This window comes from Acinetobacter sp. 8I-beige (genome assembly GCF_902505955.1).
GTDB lineage: Bacteria > Pseudomonadota > Gammaproteobacteria > Pseudomonadales > Moraxellaceae > Acinetobacter > Acinetobacter johnsonii.
Genome location: NZ_LR732792.1, coordinates 211,207 through 237,442, shown reverse-complemented (window position 1 = coordinate 237,442; position 26,236 = coordinate 211,207). Strand labels below are relative to the sequence as shown.

Annotated in this window: 22 protein-coding genes and 1 tRNA gene; 11 read left to right on the top strand and 12 right to left on the bottom strand. The window is 40.8% G+C overall.

What is annotated here, in order from left to right; genetic code table 11:
• Window positions 1-139: 139 nt before the first annotated feature.
• Window positions 140-1,330 (bottom strand): 2-methylaconitate cis-trans isomerase PrpF, encoded by a 1,191-nt coding sequence (gene prpF / locus GVX98_RS11460; RefSeq protein ID WP_159128138.1) that lies wholly within the window; start codon window positions 1,328-1,330, stop codon window positions 140-142.
• Window positions 1,331-1,672: 342 nt separating this feature from the next.
• Between prpF and GVX98_RS11455 the strand changes: the two genes are divergently transcribed.
• The 5 genes from GVX98_RS11455 (at window position 1,673) to GVX98_RS11435 (ending at window position 7,742) form a co-directional block, all read left to right on the top strand.
• Window positions 1,673-3,025 (top strand): amino acid permease, encoded by a 1,353-nt coding sequence (locus GVX98_RS11455; protein WP_004981282.1) that lies wholly within the window; start codon window positions 1,673-1,675, stop codon window positions 3,023-3,025.
• A gap of 79 nt (window positions 3,026-3,104) precedes the next feature.
• Window positions 3,105-3,180: transfer RNA gene (locus GVX98_RS11450), tRNA-Arg, on the top strand.
• Between the two features lie 677 nt (window positions 3,181-3,857).
• Window positions 3,858-4,919: a 4-hydroxyphenylpyruvate dioxygenase gene (gene hppD, locus GVX98_RS11445; protein ID WP_087010368.1), complete on the top strand. Its 1,062-nt coding sequence runs from the start codon at window positions 3,858-3,860 to the stop codon at window positions 4,917-4,919.
• 166 nt (window positions 4,920-5,085) lie between these two features.
• Window positions 5,086-6,486, top strand: coding sequence for an amino acid permease (locus GVX98_RS11440; RefSeq protein ID WP_004981288.1), 1,401 nt, complete (start codon window positions 5,086-5,088; stop codon window positions 6,484-6,486).
• A 29-nt stretch (window positions 6,487-6,515) separates the two neighbouring features.
• On the top strand, window positions 6,516-7,742 hold the full coding sequence (locus GVX98_RS11435) for an amino acid aminotransferase (RefSeq protein ID WP_159128137.1): 1,227 nt from the start codon (window positions 6,516-6,518) through the stop codon (window positions 7,740-7,742).
• Between the two features lie 249 nt (window positions 7,743-7,991).
• On the opposite strand, the gene GVX98_RS11430 is transcribed toward GVX98_RS11435, so the two are convergent.
• Window positions 7,992-8,813 (bottom strand): IclR family transcriptional regulator, encoded by an 822-nt coding sequence (locus GVX98_RS11430; protein ID WP_159128136.1) that lies wholly within the window; start codon window positions 8,811-8,813, stop codon window positions 7,992-7,994.
• 185 nt (window positions 8,814-8,998) lie between these two features.
• Between GVX98_RS11430 and fahA the strand changes: the two genes are divergently transcribed.
• Genes fahA through GVX98_RS11415 form a run of 3 tightly spaced genes read left to right on the top strand, consistent with a single transcriptional unit; the run spans window position 8,999 to window position 11,539 of the window.
• Complete coding sequence (gene fahA, locus GVX98_RS11425) at window positions 8,999-10,282, top strand: fumarylacetoacetase (RefSeq protein ID WP_004981293.1); 1,284 nt, start codon at window positions 8,999-9,001, stop codon at window positions 10,280-10,282.
• A 21-nt stretch (window positions 10,283-10,303) separates the two neighbouring features.
• The gene (gene maiA, locus GVX98_RS11420) at window positions 10,304-10,942 is read left to right on the top strand and encodes a maleylacetoacetate isomerase (protein WP_159128135.1); all 639 of its coding nucleotides are present in this window, start codon (window positions 10,304-10,306) and stop codon (window positions 10,940-10,942) included.
• Window positions 10,943-10,963: 21 nt separating this feature from the next.
• Window positions 10,964-11,539 carry a VOC family protein gene (locus GVX98_RS11415; RefSeq protein ID WP_159128134.1) on the top strand — a complete coding sequence of 192 codons (576 nt, stop codon included), beginning with the start codon at window positions 10,964-10,966 and terminating at the stop codon, window positions 11,537-11,539.
• Window positions 11,540-11,783: 244 nt separating this feature from the next.
• Here the strand turns inward: GVX98_RS11415 and GVX98_RS11410 are convergent, their stop codons facing one another.
• The 8 genes from GVX98_RS11410 to GVX98_RS11375 form a co-directional block, all read right to left on the bottom strand.
• Window positions 11,784-12,851 (bottom strand): ArsO family NAD(P)H-dependent flavin-containing monooxygenase, encoded by a 1,068-nt coding sequence (locus GVX98_RS11410; protein WP_159128133.1) that lies wholly within the window; start codon window positions 12,849-12,851, stop codon window positions 11,784-11,786.
• 153 nt (window positions 12,852-13,004) lie between these two features.
• Complete coding sequence (gene arsH, locus GVX98_RS11405) at window positions 13,005-13,709, bottom strand: arsenical resistance protein ArsH (RefSeq protein ID WP_159128132.1); 705 nt, start codon at window positions 13,707-13,709, stop codon at window positions 13,005-13,007.
• 5 nt (window positions 13,710-13,714) lie between these two features.
• Entirely contained in the window at window positions 13,715-14,758 is a 1,044-nt protein-coding gene (gene arsB / locus GVX98_RS11400; RefSeq protein ID WP_159128131.1) for an ACR3 family arsenite efflux transporter, read from the bottom strand.
• A gap of 7 nt (window positions 14,759-14,765) precedes the next feature.
• A complete protein-coding gene (locus GVX98_RS11395; RefSeq protein WP_159128130.1) occupies window positions 14,766-15,239 on the bottom strand; it encodes an arsenate reductase ArsC in 474 nt (157 codons plus the stop codon).
• Between the two features lie 7 nt (window positions 15,240-15,246).
• Complete coding sequence (locus GVX98_RS11390; protein WP_159128129.1) at window positions 15,247-15,567, bottom strand: metalloregulator ArsR/SmtB family transcription factor; 321 nt, start codon at window positions 15,565-15,567, stop codon at window positions 15,247-15,249.
• A 57-nt stretch (window positions 15,568-15,624) separates the two neighbouring features.
• Window positions 15,625-16,059 carry an arsenate reductase (glutaredoxin) gene (gene arsC / locus GVX98_RS11385; protein ID WP_159128128.1) on the bottom strand — a complete coding sequence of 145 codons (435 nt, stop codon included), beginning with the start codon at window positions 16,057-16,059 and terminating at the stop codon, window positions 15,625-15,627.
• Window positions 16,060-16,542: 483 nt separating this feature from the next.
• A complete protein-coding gene (locus GVX98_RS11380; protein ID WP_159128127.1) occupies window positions 16,543-18,261 on the bottom strand; it encodes a GMC oxidoreductase in 1,719 nt (572 codons plus the stop codon).
• Window positions 18,262-18,375: 114 nt separating this feature from the next.
• Entirely contained in the window at window positions 18,376-19,821 is a 1,446-nt protein-coding gene (locus GVX98_RS11375; RefSeq protein WP_159128126.1) for a coniferyl aldehyde dehydrogenase, read from the bottom strand.
• A gap of 153 nt (window positions 19,822-19,974) precedes the next feature.
• Between GVX98_RS11375 and GVX98_RS11370 the strand changes: the two genes are divergently transcribed.
• Window positions 19,975-20,994, top strand: a complete 1,020-nt coding sequence (locus GVX98_RS11370; RefSeq protein WP_159128125.1) for an AraC family transcriptional regulator — start codon at window positions 19,975-19,977, stop codon at window positions 20,992-20,994.
• Window positions 20,995-21,095: 101 nt separating this feature from the next.
• Here GVX98_RS11370 and GVX98_RS11365 read toward each other — a convergent pair whose 3' ends face one another.
• Window positions 21,096-21,920 (bottom strand): transporter, encoded by an 825-nt coding sequence (locus GVX98_RS11365; RefSeq protein ID WP_159128124.1) that lies wholly within the window; start codon window positions 21,918-21,920, stop codon window positions 21,096-21,098.
• A 697-nt stretch (window positions 21,921-22,617) separates the two neighbouring features.
• On the opposite strand from GVX98_RS11365, the gene GVX98_RS11360 reads away from it, so the two are divergent.
• Together GVX98_RS11360 and GVX98_RS11355 are read left to right on the top strand one after the other, a co-directional pair.
• Window positions 22,618-23,898 (top strand): OmpP1/FadL family transporter, encoded by a 1,281-nt coding sequence (locus GVX98_RS11360; protein ID WP_078426020.1) that lies wholly within the window; start codon window positions 22,618-22,620, stop codon window positions 23,896-23,898.
• A gap of 330 nt (window positions 23,899-24,228) precedes the next feature.
• Window positions 24,229-25,455: an OmpP1/FadL family transporter gene (locus GVX98_RS11355; RefSeq protein WP_078426021.1), complete on the top strand. Its 1,227-nt coding sequence runs from the start codon at window positions 24,229-24,231 to the stop codon at window positions 25,453-25,455.
• Window positions 25,456-25,536: 81 nt separating this feature from the next.
• Here GVX98_RS11355 and thrH read toward each other — a convergent pair whose 3' ends face one another.
• On the bottom strand, window positions 25,537-26,154 hold the full coding sequence (gene thrH / locus GVX98_RS11350) for a bifunctional phosphoserine phosphatase/homoserine phosphotransferase ThrH (protein WP_078426022.1): 618 nt from the start codon (window positions 26,152-26,154) through the stop codon (window positions 25,537-25,539).
• Between the last annotated feature and the right edge of the window lie 82 nt (window positions 26,155-26,236).

Below are 26,236 nucleotides of genomic sequence, written 5' to 3'. Positions count from 1 at the left end.
TACTATTTCAAGCAACCATTACACAAGCAATCAAGCTCTAAAATTCACTGCTCATGGTCTTAGTTATTTTTAGCCTTCTTATCACAGACCTAGAGTTGACATAAAAAAGCCTCTACAGAAAGAGGCTTTTTACATAGCGTTAATCCAAGCTTTCCGCTGGAATACGCACCCAACCTTCCATCAACACGCGAGCACTACGACTCATGACAGCTTTTTTCACTACCCACTGACCCTTTTCTTGTATCGCTTGCGCTCCTACACGTAAGGTCCCTGAAGGATGACCAAAACGAACGGCTTCACGTGCTCCACCTCCCGCGGCCAAATTGACCAAGGTTCCTGGTATCGCTGCTGCGGTGCCAATGGCAACAGCCGCTGTACCCATCATCGCATGGTGTAATTTACCCATAGAAAGTGCACGAACCAATAAATCGGTATCTTGCTCTGTAATGGTTTTACCACTCGAAGAGACATATTGTTTTGGCTTAGAAACAAAAGCAATTTTAGGCGTGTGTTGACGACTGGCAGCTTCAGAAATGTCTTGAATCAGCCCCATCTGTTTTGCACCATAGGCACGAATCGTTTCAAAACGCGCTAAAGCTTTAGTATCGCCATTAATTGCGTCTTGTAATTCACTCCCCGTGTAGCCAATGTCTTCTGCATTTAAGAAAATGGTCGGAATACCTGCATTGATAAACGTTGCTTGAAAGCGACCAATCTCTGGAACCTCTAAAGTGTCAACCAAATTCCCTGTTGGGAACATTGCACCCCCATCTTCACCATCATCGGCTGGATCTAAAAATTCAATTTGCACTTCTGCAGCTGGGAACGTCACGCCATCAAGTTCAAAATCACCTGTTTCTTGAACTTGGCCCTGCGTAATAGGTACGTGTGCAATAATGGTTTTTTGAATATTCACCTGCCAAATGCGGACTGTGCAGATGCCATTTTCTGGAATACGTGCAGCATCGACCAAACCATTTGAAATCGCAAATGAACCAACAGCAGCCGTTAAGTTACCGCAGTTTCCGCTCCAGTCGACAAAAGGCTGATCAATCGACACCTGCCCAAATAAATAATCGACATCATGTTCTGGCTGTTGGCTCTTCGCTAAAATCACCGTTTTACTGGTACTTGATGTTGCACCACCCATACCATCAATCTGCTTTGCATAAGGATCGGGGCTGCCAATTACGCGGAGCAATAACTGATCTCGAACGCGTCCAGCCTGTTGCGCAGCTTCTGGGAGATCATCTAATTTAAAGAATACGCCCTTACTGGTCCCTCCACGCATATACGTTGCTGGAATTTTGATTTGCGGTGCAAAACTCATTTTTATTGAATCCTTCATATTTATCATTGTGTTAAGTCAAGCATGCTGATTTAACTTTGGTTCATCATACCTTTTTTCAATATCCATGCGTAACGTACAGGACTTTAGTCTAAGTAAGTATAAAAAAAAACCATTTGTGAACGTCCAGTTTCCAAATAAAATTCCCGATTTTATAATTTAAATAAAATTAATATATTGATTCGTATGTTTTTTATTTACAATTTATTACATATTATTTTTCATATGAATAATAACTTTTTTTCATAAATTTTGAGCTACTATGCGATTTCTTCGCGATCTATTACAATCGGAAACACTTATCCATTGTCGGGCTGAAATAACTTGAATAAAGAGTCGTCTCAACTTCAGCGTGGCTTAAAGAACCGTCATATTCAATTGATTGCCATGGGCGGCGCAATTGGTACTGGCTTATTTTTAGGTTCCGCACATGTGATTGAATCTGCTGGCCCATCCATTATTTTGGGTTATGCAATCGGCGGTTTAATTGCGTTTCTAATCATGCGTCAACTCGGGGAAATGATTGTTGAAGAACCTGTTGCAGGTTCTTTTAGTCATTTTGCAAACAAATACTGGGGCAAATTTGCAGGCTTTCTTGCAGGCTGGAACTACTGGATTCTATATGTTCTAGTAGCCATGACCGAGCTGACCGCTGTTGCGAAGTATATCAACTACTGGTGGCCTCATATTCCTGCATGGGCATCTGTTTTAACCTTCTTTGTTATCATTACATTAGTCAATTTAGGTAATGTGAAATTTTACGGTGAATCAGAGTTCTGGTTAGCTATCATCAAAGTCACAGCCGTCGTCGCCATGATTGTATTTGGTCTTTATCTTTTGGCTACGGCAGGCGCAGATTCCACGGCTTCATTCAGCAACCTTTGGTCTCATGGCGGCTTCTTCCCGCATGGCGTTGAAGGTCTATTCTATATGCTTGCCTTCCTCATGTTTGCCTTTGGCGGTATTGAATTGATTGGTATGGCTGCAGCAGAAGCTGATAATCCACAAAAATCAATTCCTAAAGCAATCAACCAAGTGGTATTCCGTATCCTCATTTTCTATGTGGGTTCATTAACCATTTTGTTATCGCTTGTACCTTGGAATGAATTACAACTTGGCGGCTTAGATAAGAGCCCATTTGTAATGATCTTCAGTCAATTAGGTATTGGTTGGGCTGCACATTTACTGAATTTTATTATCTTGACTGCAGCACTTTCTGTATATAACAGCGGTATGTATGCTAACAGCCGCATGCTGTTTGGTTTAGCACAGCAAGGTAATGCACCTAAAATATTCAGTAAAACCAATAAGCAAGGTGTGCCAATTCCAGCAGTCTTGTTCTCTGCTTTACTGATTTTCGGTTGTGTACTGTTGAACTATTTTGCGCCAGAAGATGCACTCAGCAACTTAATTTACATCGTTGTTGGCGCTTTGGTATTGAACTGGGCCATGATCAGCTTAACTCATCTTCAATTTATGAAGGCCATGAAAAGCGAAGCGAAAAAACCCTTATTTCCTGCACTTTGGTCGCCTTTCAGTAACTACCTTGTTCTTGGATTTATCGCTGTAGTGCTTTACATCATGTGGACACAAGGTTTAAGCGGCGCTGTGATTATGATCCCCGTCTGGATCGTATTAATGTTCGTTCTATACAAAATTCTGTTTAGAAAAGCATAAAATTTTCATTTTTAAATAGTTATTGTTTCGGCAATAACTATTTTTTTTGAGTAAAATCAGCTACATTAACCGCACTTTTGCGCTCTTAGCTTAACTGGATAGAGCAGTTGCCTCCTAAGCGACCGACGTGGGTTCGAGTCCCGCAGAGCGCACCACTTTATGGTTGTTTTCAAACTCTCTAAGCCTAATCATAAACACTAAAAATTCGATTCATCGCGCCCAGATACTAATAATCCCCCTCAAACTTGGACTCCGATCCAACAGCCCCTCAAGCTGATGCAAAAAATTCAGCGTGAAGAAACTCGCTCGTTGCGACACCCTGCATCTGGGTTTTCAAGTCAGGTCTAACTAAGTCAAACTATTCTTGACACTTTACAATTAATTTTCGTGCTCGAATCAGTTGGTTGGCTGTTTAAAATAGCTGCTCTCAATAGATTCACTGAATAAGCCAAATTTCATACCCAATTTTTCCCTTCTATTTTAGTCCTATAGCACAGATTTCATCCTGAAATCTTGGTATAACAAAGCTCCCCTATTTTAAAACATATTTTTATGAATAATATTAATTTAATTTATAGGTCAATCGTTTACCAATTTTATTTATTGCGTAATTAAATTACGTATTGAATAATAATTCAGATCAAGTATGATGAATTAAAACTCCTACACTTGTTCACTCAACATTAAGAATGCTGCTGAACAGGTGCCCCATGTCAGACAAACGGATTTGTCTCTCTCGCTCTAGAATTGTAGCGACCAGTCCGTTGGCTCTGAAAGGAATCGTTAAAAAGATAAGCAATAGGATTGCTTAAAAAAGAAATGAGGACGTTGTATGAATGAATTAGCCAACCCATTAGAACTATGTGGATTCGAATTTATTGAATTTGTTTCTGAAGATGGTCAGCTAGATGCGGTGTTTGAAACCATTGGGTTCAGCAAAGTGGCAAAGCATAAGTCTAAAAATGCGTATTTATGGCGTCAGGGCAAAATTAATATCATTCTAAATTATCAGCCTGAATCGTATGCAGCTTATTTCTATAAAGAACATGGCCCTTCTGCCTGTGCAATGGGTTTCCGAACCAAGAATGCGGCAAAGGCATTTAAAAAGGCGATAGAAATTGGTGCTGAACCAATTTACAACCAAGTTGGTCCGATGGAGCTAAATATCCCAGCGATTAAAGGGATTGGTGGCTCTCCTATTTTCCTCGTCGATTGTGACATTTACCAAAATGACTTCATCTTCTTTGATGATGTACCATCCCATCCTGTCGGCACAGGTTTATATGAAATCGACCATTTGACCCATAATGTGTATAAAGGCCGTATGCAGTATTGGTCTGATTTCTATGAAAAGATTTTTAACTTCCAAGAAATTCGCTACTTCGATATTAAAGGTGAATATACTGGCCTAACGTCCAAGGCACTGACGGCACCAGATGGTAAAATCCGTATTCCGCTCAATGAAGATTCGGATAAAGGAAATGGCCAGATTGCCGAATTCCTCAATGAATTTAACGGTGAAGGCATTCAGCATATTGCCTTCATTTGTGATGACCTGATTAGCACTTGGGACAAACTCAAAGCGTTAGGTGCCAAGTTCATGACACCTCCACCCAATACCTACTATGAAATGCTAGATGAACGTTTGCCTAACCACGGTGAACCTGCCGATGAGCTACAAAAACGGGGCATCTTGCTGGATGGCAATACTAAAGACGGTAATAAACGTCTCCTCTTACAAATTTTCTCTCAAAATATGCTAGGTCCTGTCTTCTTTGAATTTATTCAGCGTAAAGATGACGACGGTTTTGGTGAAGGCAACTTTAAAGCGCTATTTGAGTCGATTGAACGTGATCAAATTAAACGTGGTGTTTTAGATGTATCTAAAGCTTAAACGATTTCTAGAATTTCCCTGTACATATAGTTTTATGTACAGGGAAATTTAACTTTTGCACAAAAATTATACTCGTAAAATTAAAGTCCGCTCCGATGACAATATAAAAATAAGTACACACATCATCATGGTTCAGGGCTTTATCTCACATGGATGAAGAATAAAAATGCAGCACATTGAACAAGGAAACCTGAAAAAAGGTTTAAGTAATCGTCATATTCAGCTCATCGCCCTCGGTGGTTCTATCGGCACGGGGCTATTCCTCGGTATTTCACAAACCATCAAACTCGCAGGACCTTCTGTTATTTTAGGCTATGCCATCGCAGGCCTTATTGCCTTTCTTATGATGCGCCAGCTTGGTGAAATGATTGTGCATGAACCCGTGAGTGGTTCTTTTAGTCATTTTGCTTATAAATACTGGGGCAAATTTGCAGGCTTTATGTCTGGCTGGAATTATTGGGTACTGAATATTTTAGTGTGTATGGCTGAACTCAGTGCTGTCGGCCTCTATATCCATTACTGGTGGCCTGATATTCCAACTTGGGTTTCCGCTTTGGGTTTCTTTATTTTCATTAATGTCATTAATTTACTACACGTGAAATTATTTGGTGAAATGGAGTTTTGGCTAGCCATCATTAAGGTCGTGGCAATTATTGCCATGATTGCTTTTGGTAGTTACTTGCTGGCCAGCGGTAGTGGTCATAGCCAGTCTAGCTTACAAAATTTATGGCAGCTCGGTGGCTTCTTCCCCAATGGTATTACAGGTTTAGTGATGGCTATGGCCATGATTATGTTTGCTTTCGGTGGAATTGAACTGGTAGGTATTGCAGCAGCAGAGACAGATAATCCTCAGAAAACTCTCCCAAAAGCCGTCAACCAAATTGTTTACCGCGTCTTGTTATTTTATATCTTAAGCCTAGTCGTAATTTTGTCACTTTATCCATGGAATATGATGGCTGAAGGTGGTAGTCCTTTTGTATTGATTTTCGACTCTTTAGGCAGCCAGACCGTGGCCGCTGTTTTGAATTTTGTGGTTTTGACTGCAGCTGTTTCTGTCTATAACAGCACCAACTACTGTACCAGCCGAATGCTGCTGGGTCTGGCACAACAAGGCAATGCCCCAAAATTTTTAAGCAAAATTAATCCGCGTGGTATTCCTGTAAATGCGATTATGGTTTCAGCTTTCTTTACTTTAATATGTGTTCTGATTAACTATTTATTTCCTGAAAAAGCATTTAACTTACTCATGATGCTGGTCGTAGCGGCTATTGTGATTAACTGGGTCGTGATTTCTTATACACATTTAAAGTTTAAAAAAGCCATGAATCGCATGCAGGTAAAAACTCACTTTCCAAGTGTGGCATATCCATTTACCAATTATTTATGTATTGCCTTCATGGCGAGTATTCTGCTCATTATGAGTCGTAGCCCTGATATGCAAATCGCAGTTCTCATGATTCCTGTCTGGATCGCGATTTTACTGACGGCTTATCTCTTTAAAAGAAAGCAAGAAGATCATGTTGCATTACTTGAAAAAAGTAAAATCACTTCCTTACCAGAAGCGTAATATCGTATTTATCATATTAGGATGTATTCATGTTTCAACATATTGATGCCTATGCAGGTGACCCCATTCTTTCTCTGATGGAGGAATTCAGCAAAGATACGCGCCAGAATAAGGTCAATCTCAGTATCGGACTTTATTATAATGAAGATAATATCGTGCCACAGCTACAGTCGGTTCAAAAAGCCTATACTCATTTAATTCCTGACTATGACAAAGTCCGAGTGTACTTGCCGATGGATGGACTCAAGAGCTTTAATCAGGCTGCACAAGAACTGATTTTCGGTCAGGCGAGCCCTGCTCGTCAGCAAGGACGTGTCATCACCATTCAGACTTTGGGTGGTTCTGGTGCACTCAAAGTAGGTGCAGACTTCTTAAACAAATATTTTCCGAAGTCCGAGATCTGGGTCAGTCAGCCAACTTGGGAAAACCATATTGCGATCTTTAATGGCGCGGGTGTTAAAACCCATTTCTACCCTTATTATGATGCAAATACCAATGCCGTAAATCTAACTGCGATGCTAGATACCTTAAAGCAGCTGCCTGCTCAAAGTATCGTACTACTGCATCCTTGCTGTCATAACCCGACAGGTGCAGATTTAGCACCTCATGAATGGGATCAAGTGATTGAGGTTCTAAAAGCAAATGACTTGATTCCTTTCTTGGACATGGCCTATCAAGGTTTTGGTCAAGGCTTGGAGCAAGATGCTTATGCAATCCATGCGCTAGATCGGTCTGGTATGAACTTTATTGTCAGCCATTCTTTTTCCAAGATCTTTTCCTTATATGGCGAGCGCGTTGGTAGCTTAAGCGTTGTCTGTGATGACGCAAACATTGCCCAAAATGTATTGGGTCAGCTTAAAGCAACAGTCCGCCGCATTTATTCTAGCCCAGCAGCCAACGGTGCGTTATTGGTGAGTCAGGTATTAAATGACACAGCGTTGTCTCAGCTATGGCAGTCTGAATTAGAAGAAATGCGTCAGCGCATTTTACTGATGCGTCGCTTACTTGAAGATAAACTCAGTCAAGCGCTACCAGATATGGATTTTAGCTATCTGACCCAGCAACAAGGCATGTTTAGTTATACGGGCTTAAGTGCAGAACAGGTCGATTTGCTGAAACACGATTATGGTATTTATTTAGTCCGCAGCGGCCGTATGTGTACTGCTGGCCTGAATTTAAACAATATTGATTATGTGGCTGAGTCGATGGCGACAGTGCTTAAAGCAGCAAGTTCCGCTGAGTCTGTGCTTGCTTAAAATATATCATGTTCACTTAGGCTTCTCACTCTAGGGTCAGAAGCCTTTTTTATCGTTATTATTCGGAACTTGAATCAAGGCAACCTCAGTCTACGGGTTTCAGCTTAGCTGTCTATTTCATGCCCCCTTTCTTTTAGACAGCGCGGCAAAAAATCAAATATTTCGACTGTCTGCCACCACAACCCCATAAAAAATCCACCAGAGGGTGGATTTAAAACTTAATTCATCTTTTCAATCTAATCGACGCTTTTATATGGCAGCAGCTGGATGAAATAAAGCATCAATCTGTCGCTGTACGCCAAGTACATAATCAATTGCTTGCTGCATTTGTCCTTCGGGTAACTGATCTTCTGTGCCAATACAAGTAATGACATGATCCAGTTGCTGCGTAAAATTAAAGACTGGAATACTAATCGCATTGATCCCAGCCATCATATCTCCTGCGACTGAAGCATAACCTTGACTCAGAATTTTCGCTTTCAGCTCTAAAAAATCTTCCCAATTTGCAGGATACTGTTCTGGTTTAGCGCTACTTTCCCATTCTTTTTCCAATAATGGCCTGATGATGTGCTCAGGCTGATAGCAGGCATGCAAGCGCCCTGTCGCAGATTTCAGCAGCGGCATGCGTGAACCGACTCGGGTAATAATATTAAAAACATGGTTAGATTCTAGAGACTGAACCACGACCGCACCATCGGCAAACCATTTACTCACATGAATACTGCAATTCAGACGTTGCTGAATGTCCTGAATATAACGCTGGCTTAATTCCAGCATATCTGTTCGCTTGAGTGCATTCACCCCAAAAGCATGTGCGCGCTCACCTAAACTATAACGCCCATCCGTTAATTGCTGAGCATAACCTTTACGAATCAAGCTCACCACATAACGGTGTACTTTGGCCGGATGCATGGATAAAACTTCGGACAGCTCTTTTAACATCATCGGTGCATTATGTGCGGTTAATGCATCTAATACGGTTAATCCAACTTCCAGAGACTGAACCCCTCCCTGTATTTTTTCTTCCTCAACACTCATCGCTTTACCCTGCATAGCTGCATTAGTTGTCATAACTCCATTGGTGAATTGTACTACTTAAATCAAAAATGTGAGCCATCTAAACCTGACTCTCTCATTCAGAGTAGTATAGCCTAACAATTTACACTATTCATAAATAAATTATTTATTGCGTAATTTTAAAATATAAGTATGATTCTATCTAGAACTTAAATTTTCCACGGAAAGGATCAATATCCATGAGCAAACGCTTGAAGTCATTTGTTGAAATTGCTGCACATTCAGATTTCCCACTAGAAAACCTGCCTTATGGCATTTTTAGTGAAAAACACAATTCGCAGGCCCGTGCTGGTGTAGCACTGGGAGAATGGGTGGTTGATCTGGCGGTACTGGAAGCGCATGGTTATTGCAAACAGGCAGATGGCAAACTGCTCTTTAATCAACCGACATTGAACACGTTTATTGAATCAGGTAAAGCCAATTGGTCTAAGGTCCGCGCAGAATTACAAGCTTTGTTGTCCGCAGATAATCCTGAACTTCGTGACAATCAGGCCCTGCGTGATCAAGTTTTCTTCAAACAATCAGACGTCAAAATGCATATGCCTGTACACATTTCAGGCTATACCGATTTCTATTCATCTAAAGAACATGCCACCAATGTCGGTTGCATGTTCCGTGACCCGAAAAATGCGCTGCTGCCCAACTGGTCAGAACTCCCTGTTGGTTATAACGGTCGTGCCAGCTCAGTTATTGTGAGCGGCACTGACATTGTCCGTCCATCAGGACAAATCAAGCTGCCAGATTCTGAACGCCCTGTATTTTCTGCTTGTCGTAAACTCGACTTTGAACTGGAAACTGGTTTTATCGTAGGCAAGTCAAGTCAACTGGGCCAACCTGTTCCAATTGAAAATGCTTGGGATCATATTTTTGGTATGGTGCTGTTTAATGACTGGTCTGCACGTGACTTGCAACAATGGGAATATGTGCCACTTGGCCCGTTTAATGCCAAAACTTTTGCGTCGTCTATTTCACCTTGGATTGTGACGCTGGAAGCACTTGAGCCATTTAAAACCAGTTCACCTGAACAAGAACCGAAACCTTTGGCTTATCTGCGTGAAGACAACAGCAGCAACAGCTATGACATTCATCTTTCGGTTGAAATTCAGCCTGAGAATGACGACCAGAGCGATGTAATCTGCACAACCAACTTTAAATATATGTACTGGTCCATGGCTCAGCAGCTCACACATCATACAATTGCGGGCTGTAACTTGCAGGTCGGTGATTTGATGGGTTCAGGGACCATTTCAGGACCAACCCCAGATTCTTATGGTTCATTGCTCGAAATCACATGGAATGCCACCAAACCTTTAACGCTATCAAATGGCGAACAGCGTAACTTCATTCAAGACGGTGATACCGTCATTATGAAAGGCTATTGTGAAAAAGATGACCTACGGATTGGCTTTGGTAAAGTCAGCGGCAAAATTCTGCCAGCACTGGATTTTGGTTTTACCCAATAATTGCAGATCAGGATGTTGCCGATGAAACTGTATACCTATTTTCGTAGTTCTGCGGCTTACCGAGTTCGTATTGCCTTGAATTTAAAAGGTCTGGCTGCTGAACATGTACCTGTGCACTTAGTCAATAATGGCGGCGAGCAGCATAGTGAAAGCTACCGTCAGCTCAATCCTAGTGAGCTGGTGCCCACATGGGTAGAGCAAGATTTTGTTCTGACTCAATCGCTAAGTATTCTTGAATATTTAGAAGAAAAATTCCCAGACATAGCCCTGCTCCCTCAAGACTTGCAGCAGCGTGCTTTGATCCGTGCATTTAGTTTAAGTATTGCCTGCGATATCCATCCGCTCAACAACCTACGGGTACTTCAGTATCTGACGGGTACATTGGAAATAAGTGATACGCAGAAAACGGCTTGGTATAAACATTGGGTTTTAACGGGCTTTAAAGCCCTTGAAGCACAACTGGAACAGTCAAATGGTAAATTCTGTTTTGGCAATCAGCCTACCCTAGCGGACTGCTGCCTGATTCCACAAGTCTATAACGCTCTACGTTTTAATCTTGATTTATCGGACTATCCAAAAATTTGTTCGATTTACACCCATTGCAACACTTTAGAAGCCTTTCAACACGCTGCACCTGAAATGCAGCCTGAAGCCGCTTAAGTTTTTTATAAGGATATAAAAATGACCATTCAAATTGAAAAAATCCACCACGTGGCCTACCGTTGTAAAGATGCCAAAGAAACGGTGGAATGGTACAAAAAAAACCTAAATATGGATTTCATTCTCGCCTTTGCTGAAGACCATGTACCTTCAACCAAAGCCTTTGATCCCTATATGCACCTATTCCTAGACGCAGGAAATGGTAATGTTCTGGCTTTCTTTGAACTGCCAACCCAGCCTGAAATGGGCCGCGATGAAAACACCCCAAAATGGGTGCAGCACATTGCACTCAAAGTCAAAGACCGTCAGGCACTGATTGATGCTAAAGAACACCTAGAAGCCAATGGCATAGAAGTTCTGGGCATTACCAATCATGGTATTTTCCACTCAATTTATTTCTTTGATCCAAATGGCCATCGCTTGGAACTGGCCTATGACGATGAAAAAGCGCCACAAAAAATTGCCATGATTACTGAACAAATGAAATATGACATGCTGGAAGAATGGAGCAAAACCAAACGCGCACCGCAGCATACGCATTTCCTACATGCAGATGAATTAAGCCATAACTCTCGTACTGCCAAAGCAGACGGTTAAGTCTGGCGGAAGTTGCGCTGATGGGGAGTGCCTTTAGAAGCAACTTCAACCATGATATAAAAAACTCAAAGCAGCCTCGGCTGCTTTTCTGATGTAAATAGATAGGTTTTCTTATTTTAATTAGAAACTTAGAATAACTTAATTGCACGGCGAATCCTATCTCAGTCCTCATCCGTATCGAATCGAATCGAATCGAATTGTTCATGCATGAAACCTGTCTATGCATCCCTTTAAACTTATAGGTTTAAGCACCAGTCAAATAGGCAGCAATTTCATCTGCCGCAGCTCTTGCTGTTCTGGACACTCCAATTAAAGTCGCCGATGCCATGCCTGTCCACTCACTATAGCCAACCAACCATAAGTTATTTACTTTCATTGAACGCCCATTATGAACAGCAACCGTTTGATCAGGCTCTACCACACCAAGACCTCTTAAATGATTAAGTGCAGGGTTAAATCCTGTACACCAAATGACAGCATCTACCGCTTGAGTTGAACCATCAGCCCAAACAACTGAATGCTCAGTAAATGCTACAAAAGGCTCTCGACTGTGCAAAACTCCTCGTGTTCTTGCCTCTTTGACACTGTCAATCATGACAATATCTCCAAATCCACCTGCGAGCTGTTCTAAACTCCGACCTTCCTGTTGTGCTTTTAAACGCTCCGTTGCACGCAGAAACAAGACTCGCCCATCCACCTCATCCGATAAAAATGCTGGTGCTGTCGTCGTGACCCAAGTCGTTTCTGCCACTTTTGAAACTTCGGCAAGAATTTGTGCGCCTGAGTTTCCTCCACCTACAACGATGACTTTCTTATCCTTAAAAGGTTTTGCATTGACATAGTCCGCTGAATGAAGCTGTATTCCTTTAAATTTCTCACGTCCAATATCATTAGGAATATGAGGCTGGCTCCATGTACCTGTTGCACTGACCACAGCCTTTGCCCGCCAATATTGATCTCCAGCATACACATCTAAATAGTCATCTTCTTGTTCAATATGATCGACATGGACTGGCCGAATGGTCGGAAATTGATAGCGTTGCTCGTATGCCGACAAATACTCGATCACTTCATTTCGCGTTGGGTAGGTGTGTTCAGTCGTTGGCATCATCCAACCCGACAACGAACTCCATGTATGCGGTGAAAAAAGACGTAGCGACTGCCATGCATGCAGCCATGCACCGCCAGCTTGCGATTGATCATCTAAAATCACAAATGGAACTTTTTTACGTTTGAGAAAATAAGCTGTAGCAAGTGCCGACTGACCACCACCAATAATAATAACATCGACTTCTGCTTGTAGTTGTGCCAAAGCATCTCTCCTCTTGATTATAGTGAAGCCATATTCATAATTAAAAAAGCCCAGTCTATTCAACAAACTAAGCGACTTTTAAAAATTGATCAAATCTGTAATTGGGCTTTCAATTGCACAAGCTACTTTTCAACATCTTTGATCATCTAGAGTTTATAAACTACGTTGATTGACACGCTTGGATAATTCTTCAGCAGACTCTTTGCGCTCTGAATAACGATTTGTGAGGTACTGACTTTGCCCGCGGGTGAGTAGGGTGAATTTATATAATTCTTCCATCACATCCACAATCCGATCATAGAAGGCTGAAGGTTTCATCCGTCCATCATCTTCAAACTCTAAAAAAGCTTTGGGAATAGACGATTGGTTTGGAATGGTGATCATCCGCATCCAACGACCTAGAATACGCATCTGATTTAAACTGTTAAAGGACTGCGATCCACCACTGACTTGCATGAGCGCCAAAGTCTTGCCTTGGGTTGCACGAATTGCACCACCTGCCAATGGTATCCAGTCAATTTGCGATTTAAAGATTGAACTCATAGAGCCATGACGCTCAGGTGAACACCACACCATCCCTTCTGCCCAAGCGAGTAAATCATGCAATTCTTTAACCTTTGGATGCTCAATGTCCACATCTTCAGGTAAAGGCAGCCCTTTAGGATGAAAGATTTTAACTTCAGCACCAAAGTGCTCCAAGATACGTCCTGCTTCCATTACGGCCAAACGGCTGTATGAACGCTCACGGTTAGAACCATACAGCAGTAAAATACGTGGTGGATGATCCAACTCTTTAGCTTGTACCTTTTCCAAAGTCGGTTGATCCAAAAGATTCATATCTACATTTGGGAGAGTCATAGAAATTACACCTCTGCTTTAAAAAACTTTTTTCTGAGCCACAAAGACACACTGACTAAAGCAATCAACACTGGTACTTCAACCAATGGGCCGATTACCGTGGTAAACGCCACAGGAGAAGCTAAACCAAAAGTTGCAATCGCTACAGCAAGTGCCAATTCAAAGTTATTCCCTGCAGCAGTAAAAGAAATGGCTGTGGTTTTAGGATAGTCATTCCCCATCCACTTGCTCATAAAGAAGCTGATGAAGAACATCACGATAAAGTAAATGGTCAATGGAATCGCAATACGCAAGACATCCATCGGTAAGCTCACTACGTCGTTCCCTTTGAGACTAAACATCGCCACAATCGTGAATAATAAAGCCAACAAACTCAGTGGACTGATCTTAGGTAAGAAGACATTTTGATACCAATCCAGACCTTTAGCTTTCACTAGAGTGAATCGCGTCATAAAGCCAAGGAAAAATGGAATTCCCAAATACACCAGTACCGCATGGGTAATCGTCCAGAAATCGACATTGATCACTTGCCCTGCAACACCAAAATAAGGTGGTAAGAAGGTCAAGAACAACCAAGCATAGGTACTGAAAAATAAAATTTGGAAGATACTGTTAAATGCCACCAATGCAGCAACATATTGGTTATCCCCACAGGCCAAACCGTTCCACACCAAGACCATCGCAATACAACGAGCCAGTCCTATCAGGATTAAGCCTGTCATATACTCTGGATAGCTGTGTAGAAAAATGATGGCTAAGGCAAACATCAGAACAGGTGCTATCAGCCAGTTCTGCACCAAAGACAAAGTTAAGGTTTTTTTGTCTTTAAACACTTGTGGTAGCGCTGCATAATCCACTTTGGCTAATGGTGGGTACATCATCAAAATCAAACCAATCGCAATCGGGATATTGACTGAATCCACACTCATTTTGTCCAAAGCGACAGAAGCTTGCGGAAAGAACACGCCTATCGCAATTCCCAACGCCATAGCAATAAAAATCCATAGCGTCAGGTTACGATCTAAAAAAGATAATCTTTGTTGAGCCATGATGTTCTCATTCAATATGCGAAATTTGATTGATTGCGGCAATCAAATCTGGGCGAGACATATGCGCTGTATCGAGTGCCAATAAAGCGTCTAAGCGACGGTTGATATGATCAACAGTGACTTGGAATGCTTTGAGCTTTTCTTCTTTCGGTAAATCCAAATGTGAAGGATCGACCAAACCCCAATGTGCTTTAATTGCACCACCTAAATACAGCGGGCATGCTTCTTGAGCTGCCGAATCACAGACGGTAATCACAACGTCAGGTTGGTATTGTTCGCAGTCATCAATCGTTTTACTCCACAAACCTTCAGTTGAAAGACCTAAGTTTTCCAGAGTTTCAATGGTCAATGGATGCACCTGTCCAGATGGTTTGCTACCTGCACTGTAAGCTTTCCACCCTTCAGGCGCACGACGATTAAATAGCACTTCTGACAGGATGCTACGGCAACTATTTCCAGTACATAAAAAAAGAAATTTCATATTTTTACTACTCGCAATAACTATTGATTTGCTGAAAGGATGGTGCAACTTTTGGCTGTATATCGGTATTGTTAAGGGTGTTAAGTACGTCTACGCACCAAGTGGGTAAATTGGGATTGAGACTGTAATAAACCCATTGCCCTTGACGTCGATCTTGTAAGAGACCCGAAGAACGCAGTAAGGCTAAATGCCGTGAAATCTTGGGTTGGCTCAGCTGTAATTTTTCAGTCAAATCACAAACACACTGCTCATGATTAACCACAACCAACATCACAATGTTGAATCGCGTTTCATCAGCTAAACATTTAAAAAAATTGATTTGATCCATACTTTTACTCACTCATACCTCTGGATATAACCATACTCACAGATACCCAGCACATGTTTATTTTAATCTCTGCCCATTTTCATCCAGCACTTGTTCACCATCTTCTTTGCTGAAAGCACCCTTTTGAGGGAGTGGCAAAACGTCTAAAACCAATTCTGACGGACGGCATAATCGTGTGCCGAACTCAGTGGCCACAAATGGACGATTAATTAAAATTGGATGCTGCAGCATAAAATCTAAAAGCTGTTCATTCGTCCAGTCCTCACGGCCCAGCTCGAGATCATGATAAGGATCAACATTCTTACGAATCGCTTCTCTCACCGTTAAACCTGCATCCGCAATCAGCTGAATAAGCTCATTTTTAGATGGAGGATTGACAAGATATTCAATGATTTCAGGTTCAATATTGGCATTACGGATCAACGCCAGTGTATTGCGTGATGTACCACAGTCTGGATTGTGATAAATCTTAATGTTTGGAGTAGCAGTCATTTACTCAAACTCAATGGAATCTTTAAATAGATTTATATACGAATATCCATATATATTCAAATCCATATTTAAAGAACAAAAAATGATCTTTTTTGAATATATAGTGATCGAATGAGCATGTTAAAATTAGATAAAATTCAAGATTTAGAGGTCAAGCTATGGAAACAGTCATGATTACTTTGATCTTAGTGATTATTTTGATTTTACTTATCATATTTTATAAAAAGAAAAAATAAACGATGGCTTTTGGGTTTATGGATAGGCTCCGTAATAACCTAAATCATTGATCGGCGAAAAGGTAAGAGAGCTTTTCGCTCTCTTCTTAGCTTAGGAATTTCTGAATCATAGCCCATCAAATCAGCAACACCCTCTAACACTGTCATACAGCGTTAGAGAGATAATGATCTCAAGATTGTATTGCTTCGGCTGTCTAATTTGCCTTATTAGGCACAATCACCAGCCCAACCCATATCCACTTTTTTTTTAAGCATTGCTTAATGCACTAACTAAATCACCAGTACCCTTCAAGTCAGACACCTGTCCCTCCAAAGGCTGACTAAATTCGATACGCTGAATCTTTGCTGCCCGCTCTGCGGAGAACACTGGGATTTGACTCATCGCAAATTCAGACAGCGCCGTGATGGTCAAAGATGGGTTCACACCCAAATTACCTGGCACAATTGAACCATCTAATACACGTAAATTTTGATAACCAAAGATTTGACCGGTGAAGTCCACAACGCCATTCGACTTGTCATTGCCCATCGCGACACCGCTCATAATATGTGCTGTCGTTGGCGTTCCCAGTAAAATTTCAGTAAGTGCAGAACCCGGTTCTCCACCTAACTTTTGTGCAATCATTTTAGTGGCTTCTTCAGCGGCAGGGAATGAAACGGTGAGTGGCGTGTCCCCTTCTTTTTGCACGGCAGTGATACTATTTTTGAACAGTCGATACCACTTTCTACGCCATTCAAAATGAATGAATGCTTCAGACTTTTGCATTACCAATAAAATGATCGAATCTTTGGCTTTACCCTTATAGCGTAGTACTTTAAAGGTTTTTAAGGGGTGCAACAGTGTATTGAACACAAACTTCATAAAGCGCATAAAGCCCTGACCAGTCACCATCGGCACATATGGAATATAAATCCATGAAGCATCTGCACCTTCAGGGAAACGCGTGACTTCAATATTGGTATCCGCATCGACCGAAATAAAAGAGCTGATTGCCACCCCATCATCCAGTTTTTTTCCGGTGTTGTTCACTGTGGTCAGAGTTTCCGAGTTCGTCCGAACCTCCTGTCCTAGCAATGAAGAAATATGGGGTAAAGTCTTATGCTGATCACGCATTTTTAACAACATCGGTACCGTACCCATCACCCCTGCAGATAACACTACCCCACGACTGCGTAAACTATACTGACGAATATTCTTGCCTAAAGTTTCTTTGACGATGATTTCATAGCCTTCACCACCATCCTCACTCAAGGGTATAATTTTAATGACTTCAGAACTTGGACGAATTTCAACGCCATTACGCTCAGCAAAATACAGGTAATTTTTCATGAGGGTGTTTTTGGCATTATTACGACAGCCCAACATACAACTGCCACAATAAATACAGGAGTTACGATCTGGTCCATCTCCATTGAAATACGGATCTTTCGCTACTTGTCCTTCCAGACCAGCTACTTGTGAAAAGAAGACCCCCGTATTCACCGTTTTAAATGAATTTGCATATCCAATTTCACTCGCAACTTCTTTTAACGTGTCGTCTGCAATATTGGTATAAGTATTATTCGCTGTACCCAACATGCGTTGAGCGAGACCATAAAACGGCTTTAAGGTTTCTTTCCAGTCTTTACGAATCTTGGTCCATGCCTCGGACTCAAAAACTGCATCAGGTGGAATTAAATGTACATTGGCATAAATTTGTGAGCCCCCACCAACGCCTACTCCATGCAAAATGGTGGTTTTACTGGTGAAAGTAAATTGCATCGTACCTCTGAATCCCAGTTCAGGTCGCCACAAATAGTTTTTGGTGTCTAAATTGGTGGTTGGAAAATCCTTGTCTTCACGGCGTAAGCCTTTCTCCAAAATCAGGACTTTATAGCCTTTTTCACTGAGGCGTAAAGCACTGACCGATCCCCCAAAGCCTGAGCCAATCACGATTTGATCAAAATCAAAATCTTTATTATTCATCCTACTAACTCCTTTAATAGTCTTATTTTTCTGTTTTTAAATACACCAACCCCTTCACTTCAAAATATCCATCTTGAAGTGAAAAGTGATGTTGAGGTTTTAAAATTTAGGCACTTATGACTTGATGCGGATCAATAAATTCAACAGCCAATTGGCAAATTTTCCATACGGTGGCGCGAGAAACTTCAAACTTGAGAAACCCGCCTGATAAAACACAGGGCGCATTTTAGAAAAAGTCAAAAAGCCTTCATAACCATGATAGTGCCCCATCCCGCTGGCACCGACCCCACCAAATGGCAAGTCATGTTGCCCGACATGAAATAAGGCATCATTGACCGAAACACCACCCGACATAACTCGGCTGATATAAAATTCGACTAAGCTTTTGTTCTTGCTAAATGGATAAAAGGCCAATGGACGATCACGCTGCACAATATAGTCCACTACCTCTTCAGGCTTCTGGTAGGTTTTGACCATCAAGATCGGGCCAAAGGTTTCACGCGTATCAATTTCCATCTCATCATTGCTGTTCAGCACCAAAGTCAGTGGAAATTTTCGTGTCGCCGCATCAGGCTCTTGCTGATTTAAATTAATCAAACTGGCCCCTTTGGCTTCAGCATCTGCCAAGCTATGTACTAAGCGCTGAAATGCGCGCTCATCAATCACAGAAGTATAATCTCTGCTATGAATATCAGGTACATGTTCCTGAACCCACGCTGCTGACGCTTGAATAAACGCTTGTAACTTCGACTCATGTACAAATAAATAATCGACATTGGTACAAATTTGCCCCGCATTAAACTGTTTCACAAACATAATGCGTTCTACAGCTTTATTGATGGGATATTCAGGGTCAATCACCGCAGGAGATTTACCACCCAACTCCAAAGTCACTGGCGTCAAGTTTTGTGCTGCAGCAGCCATGACTTTACGCCCTGTCGCACCAGAGCCAGTAAACATCAAGTGATCAAACGGCAGTTTTGAAAATGCGATGCCCACTTCACCAGTCTCATCGAAAATCTGTAATTTTTCCGCTTTAAAGTATTTGGGACTTAAGTCAATCAGTAATTCAGCCAAATGTCTTGAATTTTCAGACATTTTAACCATAGCGGTATTTCCCGCAGCAAACACTGCAGACAACTGCGAAAACATCAAATTGATGGGGAAATTCCACGGCACAATAATTCCAATCACCCCCAGCGGCTGCGGAATCACACGGTTTTTCGCGCCCAAATACAGGCTATGATCGACATGTCGTTTTTGTACTTTGGTCCACTGCTTCAAATGTTTGATGCTGCCGTTAATATCATCCGTGACAGTAATAATTTCTGCCAATAAAGTTTCATGACGCGAACGATTGCCATAATCACGATTCAGGGCTTCAATAATTGCTTCACGGTGATCGTTAATCAGTGCTTTTAAATTCAGTAAATGTTGCTTGCGTTGTGCAATCGTTTCAATGCCTTGCTGATGAAAGCTTTTGCGCTGTAATTGAAAACAATCGTGTAATGTCTGTTCTATCACTGTTTGCTCGATATGGGACTGAACCGTAAGTTGCATATGCTTTTCCTTTCACGGCTAAAAATGGTGATTCAATACTTCTTTTCTATGTTGGTTGAGATAATCTCTTATCCTACTTTAACAAATGACTTGAATTACGCTTGACTTTTTAGGACACTAAATTGATCTTTTAGGACAACACGGAATGTTGTAATGGGAAGTTATATTCGTGCAGCTAGCCTCGGCGGTTTTGAAGACTTAGTCCGTAGTTATGGTGTAAACCCTATAGAAATCTTGAAAGAGATCGGGATTTTACCTGCTTTACTCCGCGATCCTGATTCATTTATTCATTATGATCATTATTTAAATTTATTGGAAAAAGCGGCCTTAGACTGTCAGGATGATTGCTTCGGTTTAAAACTCGGTGCACTACAAAATATTAGCACAATCGGTTTGATTGGCATCTACATGTCCCGACAAACGAGCATACTTGAAGCCTTAAGCGTGGCGCAAAAGTATGTCTATTTACATGCTGAAGGCGTTGTCTTTCACGTCTCGCAACATAATGCTCTGCTCTGTAAGCTGAACTTTGTGCGTTTAAGTGAATACAACACCGATGTACCACAAAAATCACAACTGGCCATTTGCCTTGTCACGAATATTCTAAAGGATTTGATTGGTCCACAGTGGCATGCAGAAAAAATTTGCTTCAAGCAAAAAGCACCACAAAAAGGGGCTCAAACTTTCCAAGCTCACTTTTCATGTCCGGTGGAATTTGAAACCGATGAAGATGCGCTGTATTTTCCCGCAAGCTTTTTAAGCTATAAACCCTATAATTTTAATGAAGATGCCATCAATCAACTGATCGTACAGCAGCTTGAAACACAAAGCAGCACCAAAACTGAAGACAATACCGCACTGATAGAAAGTTCAGTCCGCATGCTGATGGCGACAGGAGACTGTAGCATTGAAAATATCGCGCTATGTATGGGCATGCATCCAAAAAAGCTTCAGCGTGCCTTAAAAATACAAGGAACAACCTATCGAGATATACTTGAAAATGTCCGAAAAAAAGAAGCGCTTCGTATGCTTGATGCAGGCAATGTGAATTTGACGGATATAGCTCTACAGTTGGGCTATGCAGAGTTATCTATTTTCAGTCGCAACTTTAAAAGCTGGTTTGGCGTTCCCCCAACTGAGTTAAAATACAAAAGTAGAAGCCATATTGTCTGACTTCTGGTTTTGCTACGTTGTTAAATCAAAAGTACCCAAAGGATTCAAGCATATAGTTTGAATCCGTTGCATGTCGCTCTATTCAATACAGACTCAATTGATTATTTTGGGAAAACAAAGGATGCGATCAAGCGTGCACCCCAACCTTTCGGGCTGCCGTCAGTATCATCAACCCAATATCGTGCACCACCGCCCACACTAATCGCCTGACCATTTAGGCGAATCACTTTAGTCACAGTCATATTGACAGGAACTGTGGCTTCTTCTGCATTCCAGTCATATGTCGTTTCAGTATTCAATGCCACCGTCGTACTATTTGGATAAGTGTAACTAATAAAAGGCTGCACAAAGGTACTACTGATCGCCTCAGCATCATCTTCATGCTCTACTCCCCAAATATGGTTTGCCAATGCACCAAATGTCCAACCATGACTTTGTTTCAAGATTACAAAAGTCGGGCCCGCACCGTATTGATCCGCACCCAAGGCCTTTTCAGAAGCCGTTGGAAAGAGCAAGGCAGGACCTACGCCCCATGTAATCCCACTCTCCGATGTTTTTGAGGGAGAAAAGAATAGGCTTTGTACAATGTCACCCACGCCCCAATCGTCATCACGGCCACCTTCATTATAAATTTGGTAATTTACGGGTAATACCGTACGAGAAATCAGATTCCAATTTTCATTTAACTCAATCGGAATGACGGGCTGAATATTGAGTTGATAACGTTCTATATTTTCAGTCGCACCAATGTTTTCATCATAATTTAATTGGAATGGCACACTAACCAAGTTGGCGACAGGATTGGATAGCTGTTGGGCCAAATCAGCGCCATCATCTGCATAAGCCTGAGAGATCCCTAAAAAAACCAAAATGCTTAGAGGAAGAAGGTTTTTTATTGGTCGATGGTTGAAAGAAAAATTATTCATATACTTATCCATCCTTATAATCATTTGTGGTTCGGACTAGAGAGATAGCGAAATAAAACTCTAAATTTTTTAATAAATTATGCTTAAACGGTATAACAAAACTACAGCTTATTTAAGTCAAGATTAAGAACAGATCGCACGGCATAATGACTATCTACACGTGTTTAAAACTAACCATTTTTTTGTTCTTAACACTTGATTCAGCTTTTATATATTTTTTATAACACAACGCAATATAACCGCAACAATTATCACTTCGGCTGCGGATGATATTAATCATGTAAAAAACAAAACTTGATCTTCTAAAAAAGAATAATCGACAAATGATCTACAAAATATGGTTTTGTATTATAAAACAGCAAAGAAAAACAGTGATAAACATCACAAAAAGGATTTATTTCCACACTTAATTGAGTAATTTTTAACCAAAAAATAAATTTTATATTTCAAATTATATATTTATATTTTTCATTAACTTAAGTTATAAAAACGTGTTTTTTTAGTATAAAAACTCTATTATGATTACTTTTTGAACTGATTAGTTATATCTAGAGCATTTACTCTTATTTTAATTGTGCTATTTTTGTGACACGGAGTAACAAATGATTTCGGTTAACCGACTTCTCCAAAAGCCAAAAAACATAAACACAAAATGAGCAACAAACATTTGCATTTGCACCTCAAGGAAAGACGTAGAATGAAATTAAAGACATTAACGACAGCGATGATTTTAGCAACTGTACCAATGACTGGGGCATTTGCCGCTGCTCTAGATCGTTCAGGCCAGTCAATCTCTGCATTCTTACAGCCTGGTAACTACTTTGAAGCAGGTATTTCTATATTAGATCCAAACGTTTCTGGTAAAGTACGTAATGGATATTCACCAAACGCAGCACCACCAAGTGCGATTGGTTTACAAAATACAAATCTTGGTGATATGGGCGATGATTATTACTTTCCAAGCGCAGCATTAAAACTTCAACTGACTGACAATTTTTCTTTTGGTCTACTGTACGATCAACCTTTTGGTGCTGATGCTACATATTCTCTCTCTGATACAGTTTCAGCTGCAGCTGGTGGTGTAGGTTTATTTCATAATGGCACTGAGACAACGGAAGTTGAAGTAAAATCCCAAAGTATTTCAATGATATTTGGTTATCAACCAACTGAAAATTTTAATTTTTATGCTGGTCCTGTTTATCAAACAATTGAAGGTGATGTTCAACTTCGTGGTTTAGCATATGGTGGAAATAGCAACTTTGGTGGATATAATGCCAGTATTAAAGAAACTGGCGATGTTGGCTGGTTAGCTGGTGCTGCATATCAAATTCCAGAAATTGCACTAAAAGCATCCGTTACCTACCGTTCTGAAATTGATCATAAAACTACCGTTAATGAGAGTTCTATTGCAGGACTTGGTCAAAATGTCGGTACTGTTATTAATATGAATAATGGCTTAGGCCAAACAGAAATCACCACGCCTCAATCTGTTAACCTTGATTTCCAAACAGGTATTATGGCAAATACTGTCGCATTTGCGAATGTGCGCTGGGTAAATTGGAAAGATTTCTCAATCCGTCCTTATGCGTTCGGGGTGGCTTCAGAGGTTGCTGGACCATCTGTTGGCAAACCAAATGGCTTTGATCTAGTTGCTTATACTGATGACCAATGGTCAGCAAACATCGGTGTAGGTCGTAAATTAAATGATCAATGGGCAGGTAACGTTTCTGTAGGTTGGGATTCTGGTGCTGGTAACCCAGTGACAACTCTTGGTCCAACAGAAGGTTACTGGAATCTTGGTTTAGGTGCTCAGTTTAGCCCAACCCCACAAACCTTCATTGCTGGCGGCGTGAAATACTTCTGGTTAGGTGATGCTAAAGCCCAAACTGGCGCTCAGTTTGATACAGCAGGTTATGTAGCAGAATTCAAAGATAACCATGCAATCGCATACGGTCTAAAAATGGGCTACAAGTTCTAATTATTGATATTGAAAAAACCATCTGTAAAGATGGTTTTTTCATTTTTTAAAATGGAATCTTTTGTTATTGCTATACAATTGTGATTCATTTGACTAACAAAACAACACTTAAACTTTTCTAATAATCTTTTTCCACCTTCTATCTACTCATAAAATAAATCCTTATAAATCATAAAATTAATATTTTTTTTTAGTGTTTTTACTCTATACAAGTACATTTTTTAACTTTTCAGTTCATTTTACAGCCGTAGTTGAGCATTTACTCTTTTTGTATTTATGTTACTTTCCGTGCCAATCACTTACATAAAGCTACAACAAGGAATGTTCCCTATGAAGCTTACAGCTCTTCGCTCAGCTATTTTGCTCAGCTTAATTCCAACAACTTCAGTATTTGCTGCAGGTCTTGATCGCTCAGGCCAATCTATTGCTGCTTTCCTTCAACCCGGCAATTATTTTGAAGCGGGTATTTCAATCCTTGACCCTGAAGTAAAAGGAAAAGATACAAGTGGCAACCAAACGGGTGACATGGCAAGTGACTACTACTTCCCTCACGCTGCTCTAAAAATTCAAGCAACGGATCATTTCTCTGTTGGTCTTATTTACGATCAACCTTTCGGTGCGGACGCAGAATACTCGGGTAATAGCACTTTTGTAGAAAACCGCCCAGTTCCATTCCAAGGTGGGACATCTGTTACTGTTGATACTCAAAACTTGAATTTACTTTTTGGATATCAACCGAACGAAAACTGGAATCTTTATGCAGGTGCGGTATACCAAACTGTAGATGGTACAGTTTTACTTCGCGGTACAACTTATAGTGTATTCAATGGTTACGACTTTAGAACTGGCGAAGATGAATCTGTAGGTTGGTTAGCAGGTGTTGCATATCAAATTCCAGAAATCGCCCTTAAGGCATCGGTAACTTATCGCTCTGAAATTGATCATAAAATGACTGCTGATGAAAACTTCGGTGCTGCTGGTTTTATCACAGGCCCTGCTAGTGCCCTCAATCCAATTATGACAGCTTTAAATGCCTCTTCAGGTGAAACTAAGTTAACTACGCCACAATCTGTCAATGTTGATTTTCAGACGGGAATTATGGCCAATACCGTTGCTTTCGCAAATGTACGCTGGGTCGATTGGTCAAACTTTAAAGTTCAACCATATAACTTTGCTAAGCTTTCACAAATTTTAGGTCAATCAGGTCTTGTAGCGGACAAACCGAATGGCTTTAACCTGATTGACTATAAAGAAGATCAAATCTCCGCAACTGTTGGTGTAGGCCGCAAATTTAACGAACGTTGGGGCGGCAATGTATCAGTAGGTTGGGATTCTGGTGCAGGTAACCCAGTGACAACACTTGGCCCAACAGAAGGTTTTTGGAGTGTGGGTACAGGTGTTCGTTTTTCGCCAGCAGAAAACTACTTTATTGGCGCTGGCGTGAAGTACTTCTGGTTAGGCGATGCTGATGCTGTAACAGGTGCTCATTCAAATGCCGGAAAATTCACCAACAATGATGCGATCGCTTATGGGTTAAATATCGGTTATAAATTCTAAACCGTAGCATCATATCCAATAAAAAAGGCGTATCTATTTAGATGCGCCTTTTTTGTTTTGGTGGATATTGGTTATTTATCCTTAAGCAGGAATATCACGAACTGAAGCATTACGAATTGCCTCTTTTAAAGCTTCATAACCATGAATTGCAGGGAATTGTGGGAATTCTTTAATCACATTTTCTGGTGCATCAAATAAAAAGCCTTTATCTGCTTCACCTAACATAGTGGTGTCATTATAAGAATCACCTGCGGCGATCACACGATAATTTAGCCCATGCAATCCTTTAACTGCTTCACGTTTTTGGTCAGGTTGGCGCAGCTTATACGCTGTAATCATACCCTTTTCATCAGTTTCTAACTTATGGCAAAAAATCGTTGGCCAGCCCAGTTGTTTCATTAAAGGATGCGCAAACTCATAGAAAGTATCTGATAAAATAATCAGTTGAAAGTGTGTACGTAACCATTCAACAAATTCTTTTGCACCTGGAAATGGTCCCATTTCAGCAATCACTTCTTGAATATCATTTAAGCCTAAACCATGTTCTTTTAATATATTCAAACGCTGTGTCATGAGCACATCATAATCAGGAATATCACGTGTGGTTGCTTCAAGCGCTTTAATGCCTGTTTTTTTAGCAAAGTTAATCCAAATCTCTGGAACTAACACCCCTTCTAGATCAAGGCAAACAACTTCCATGAATACTCCCTTTTATTTACGTGGAAAAATTTTGAACTATCATAGCTTAATATTTGTCTGATGCATTGCTGTTTTTTAAATC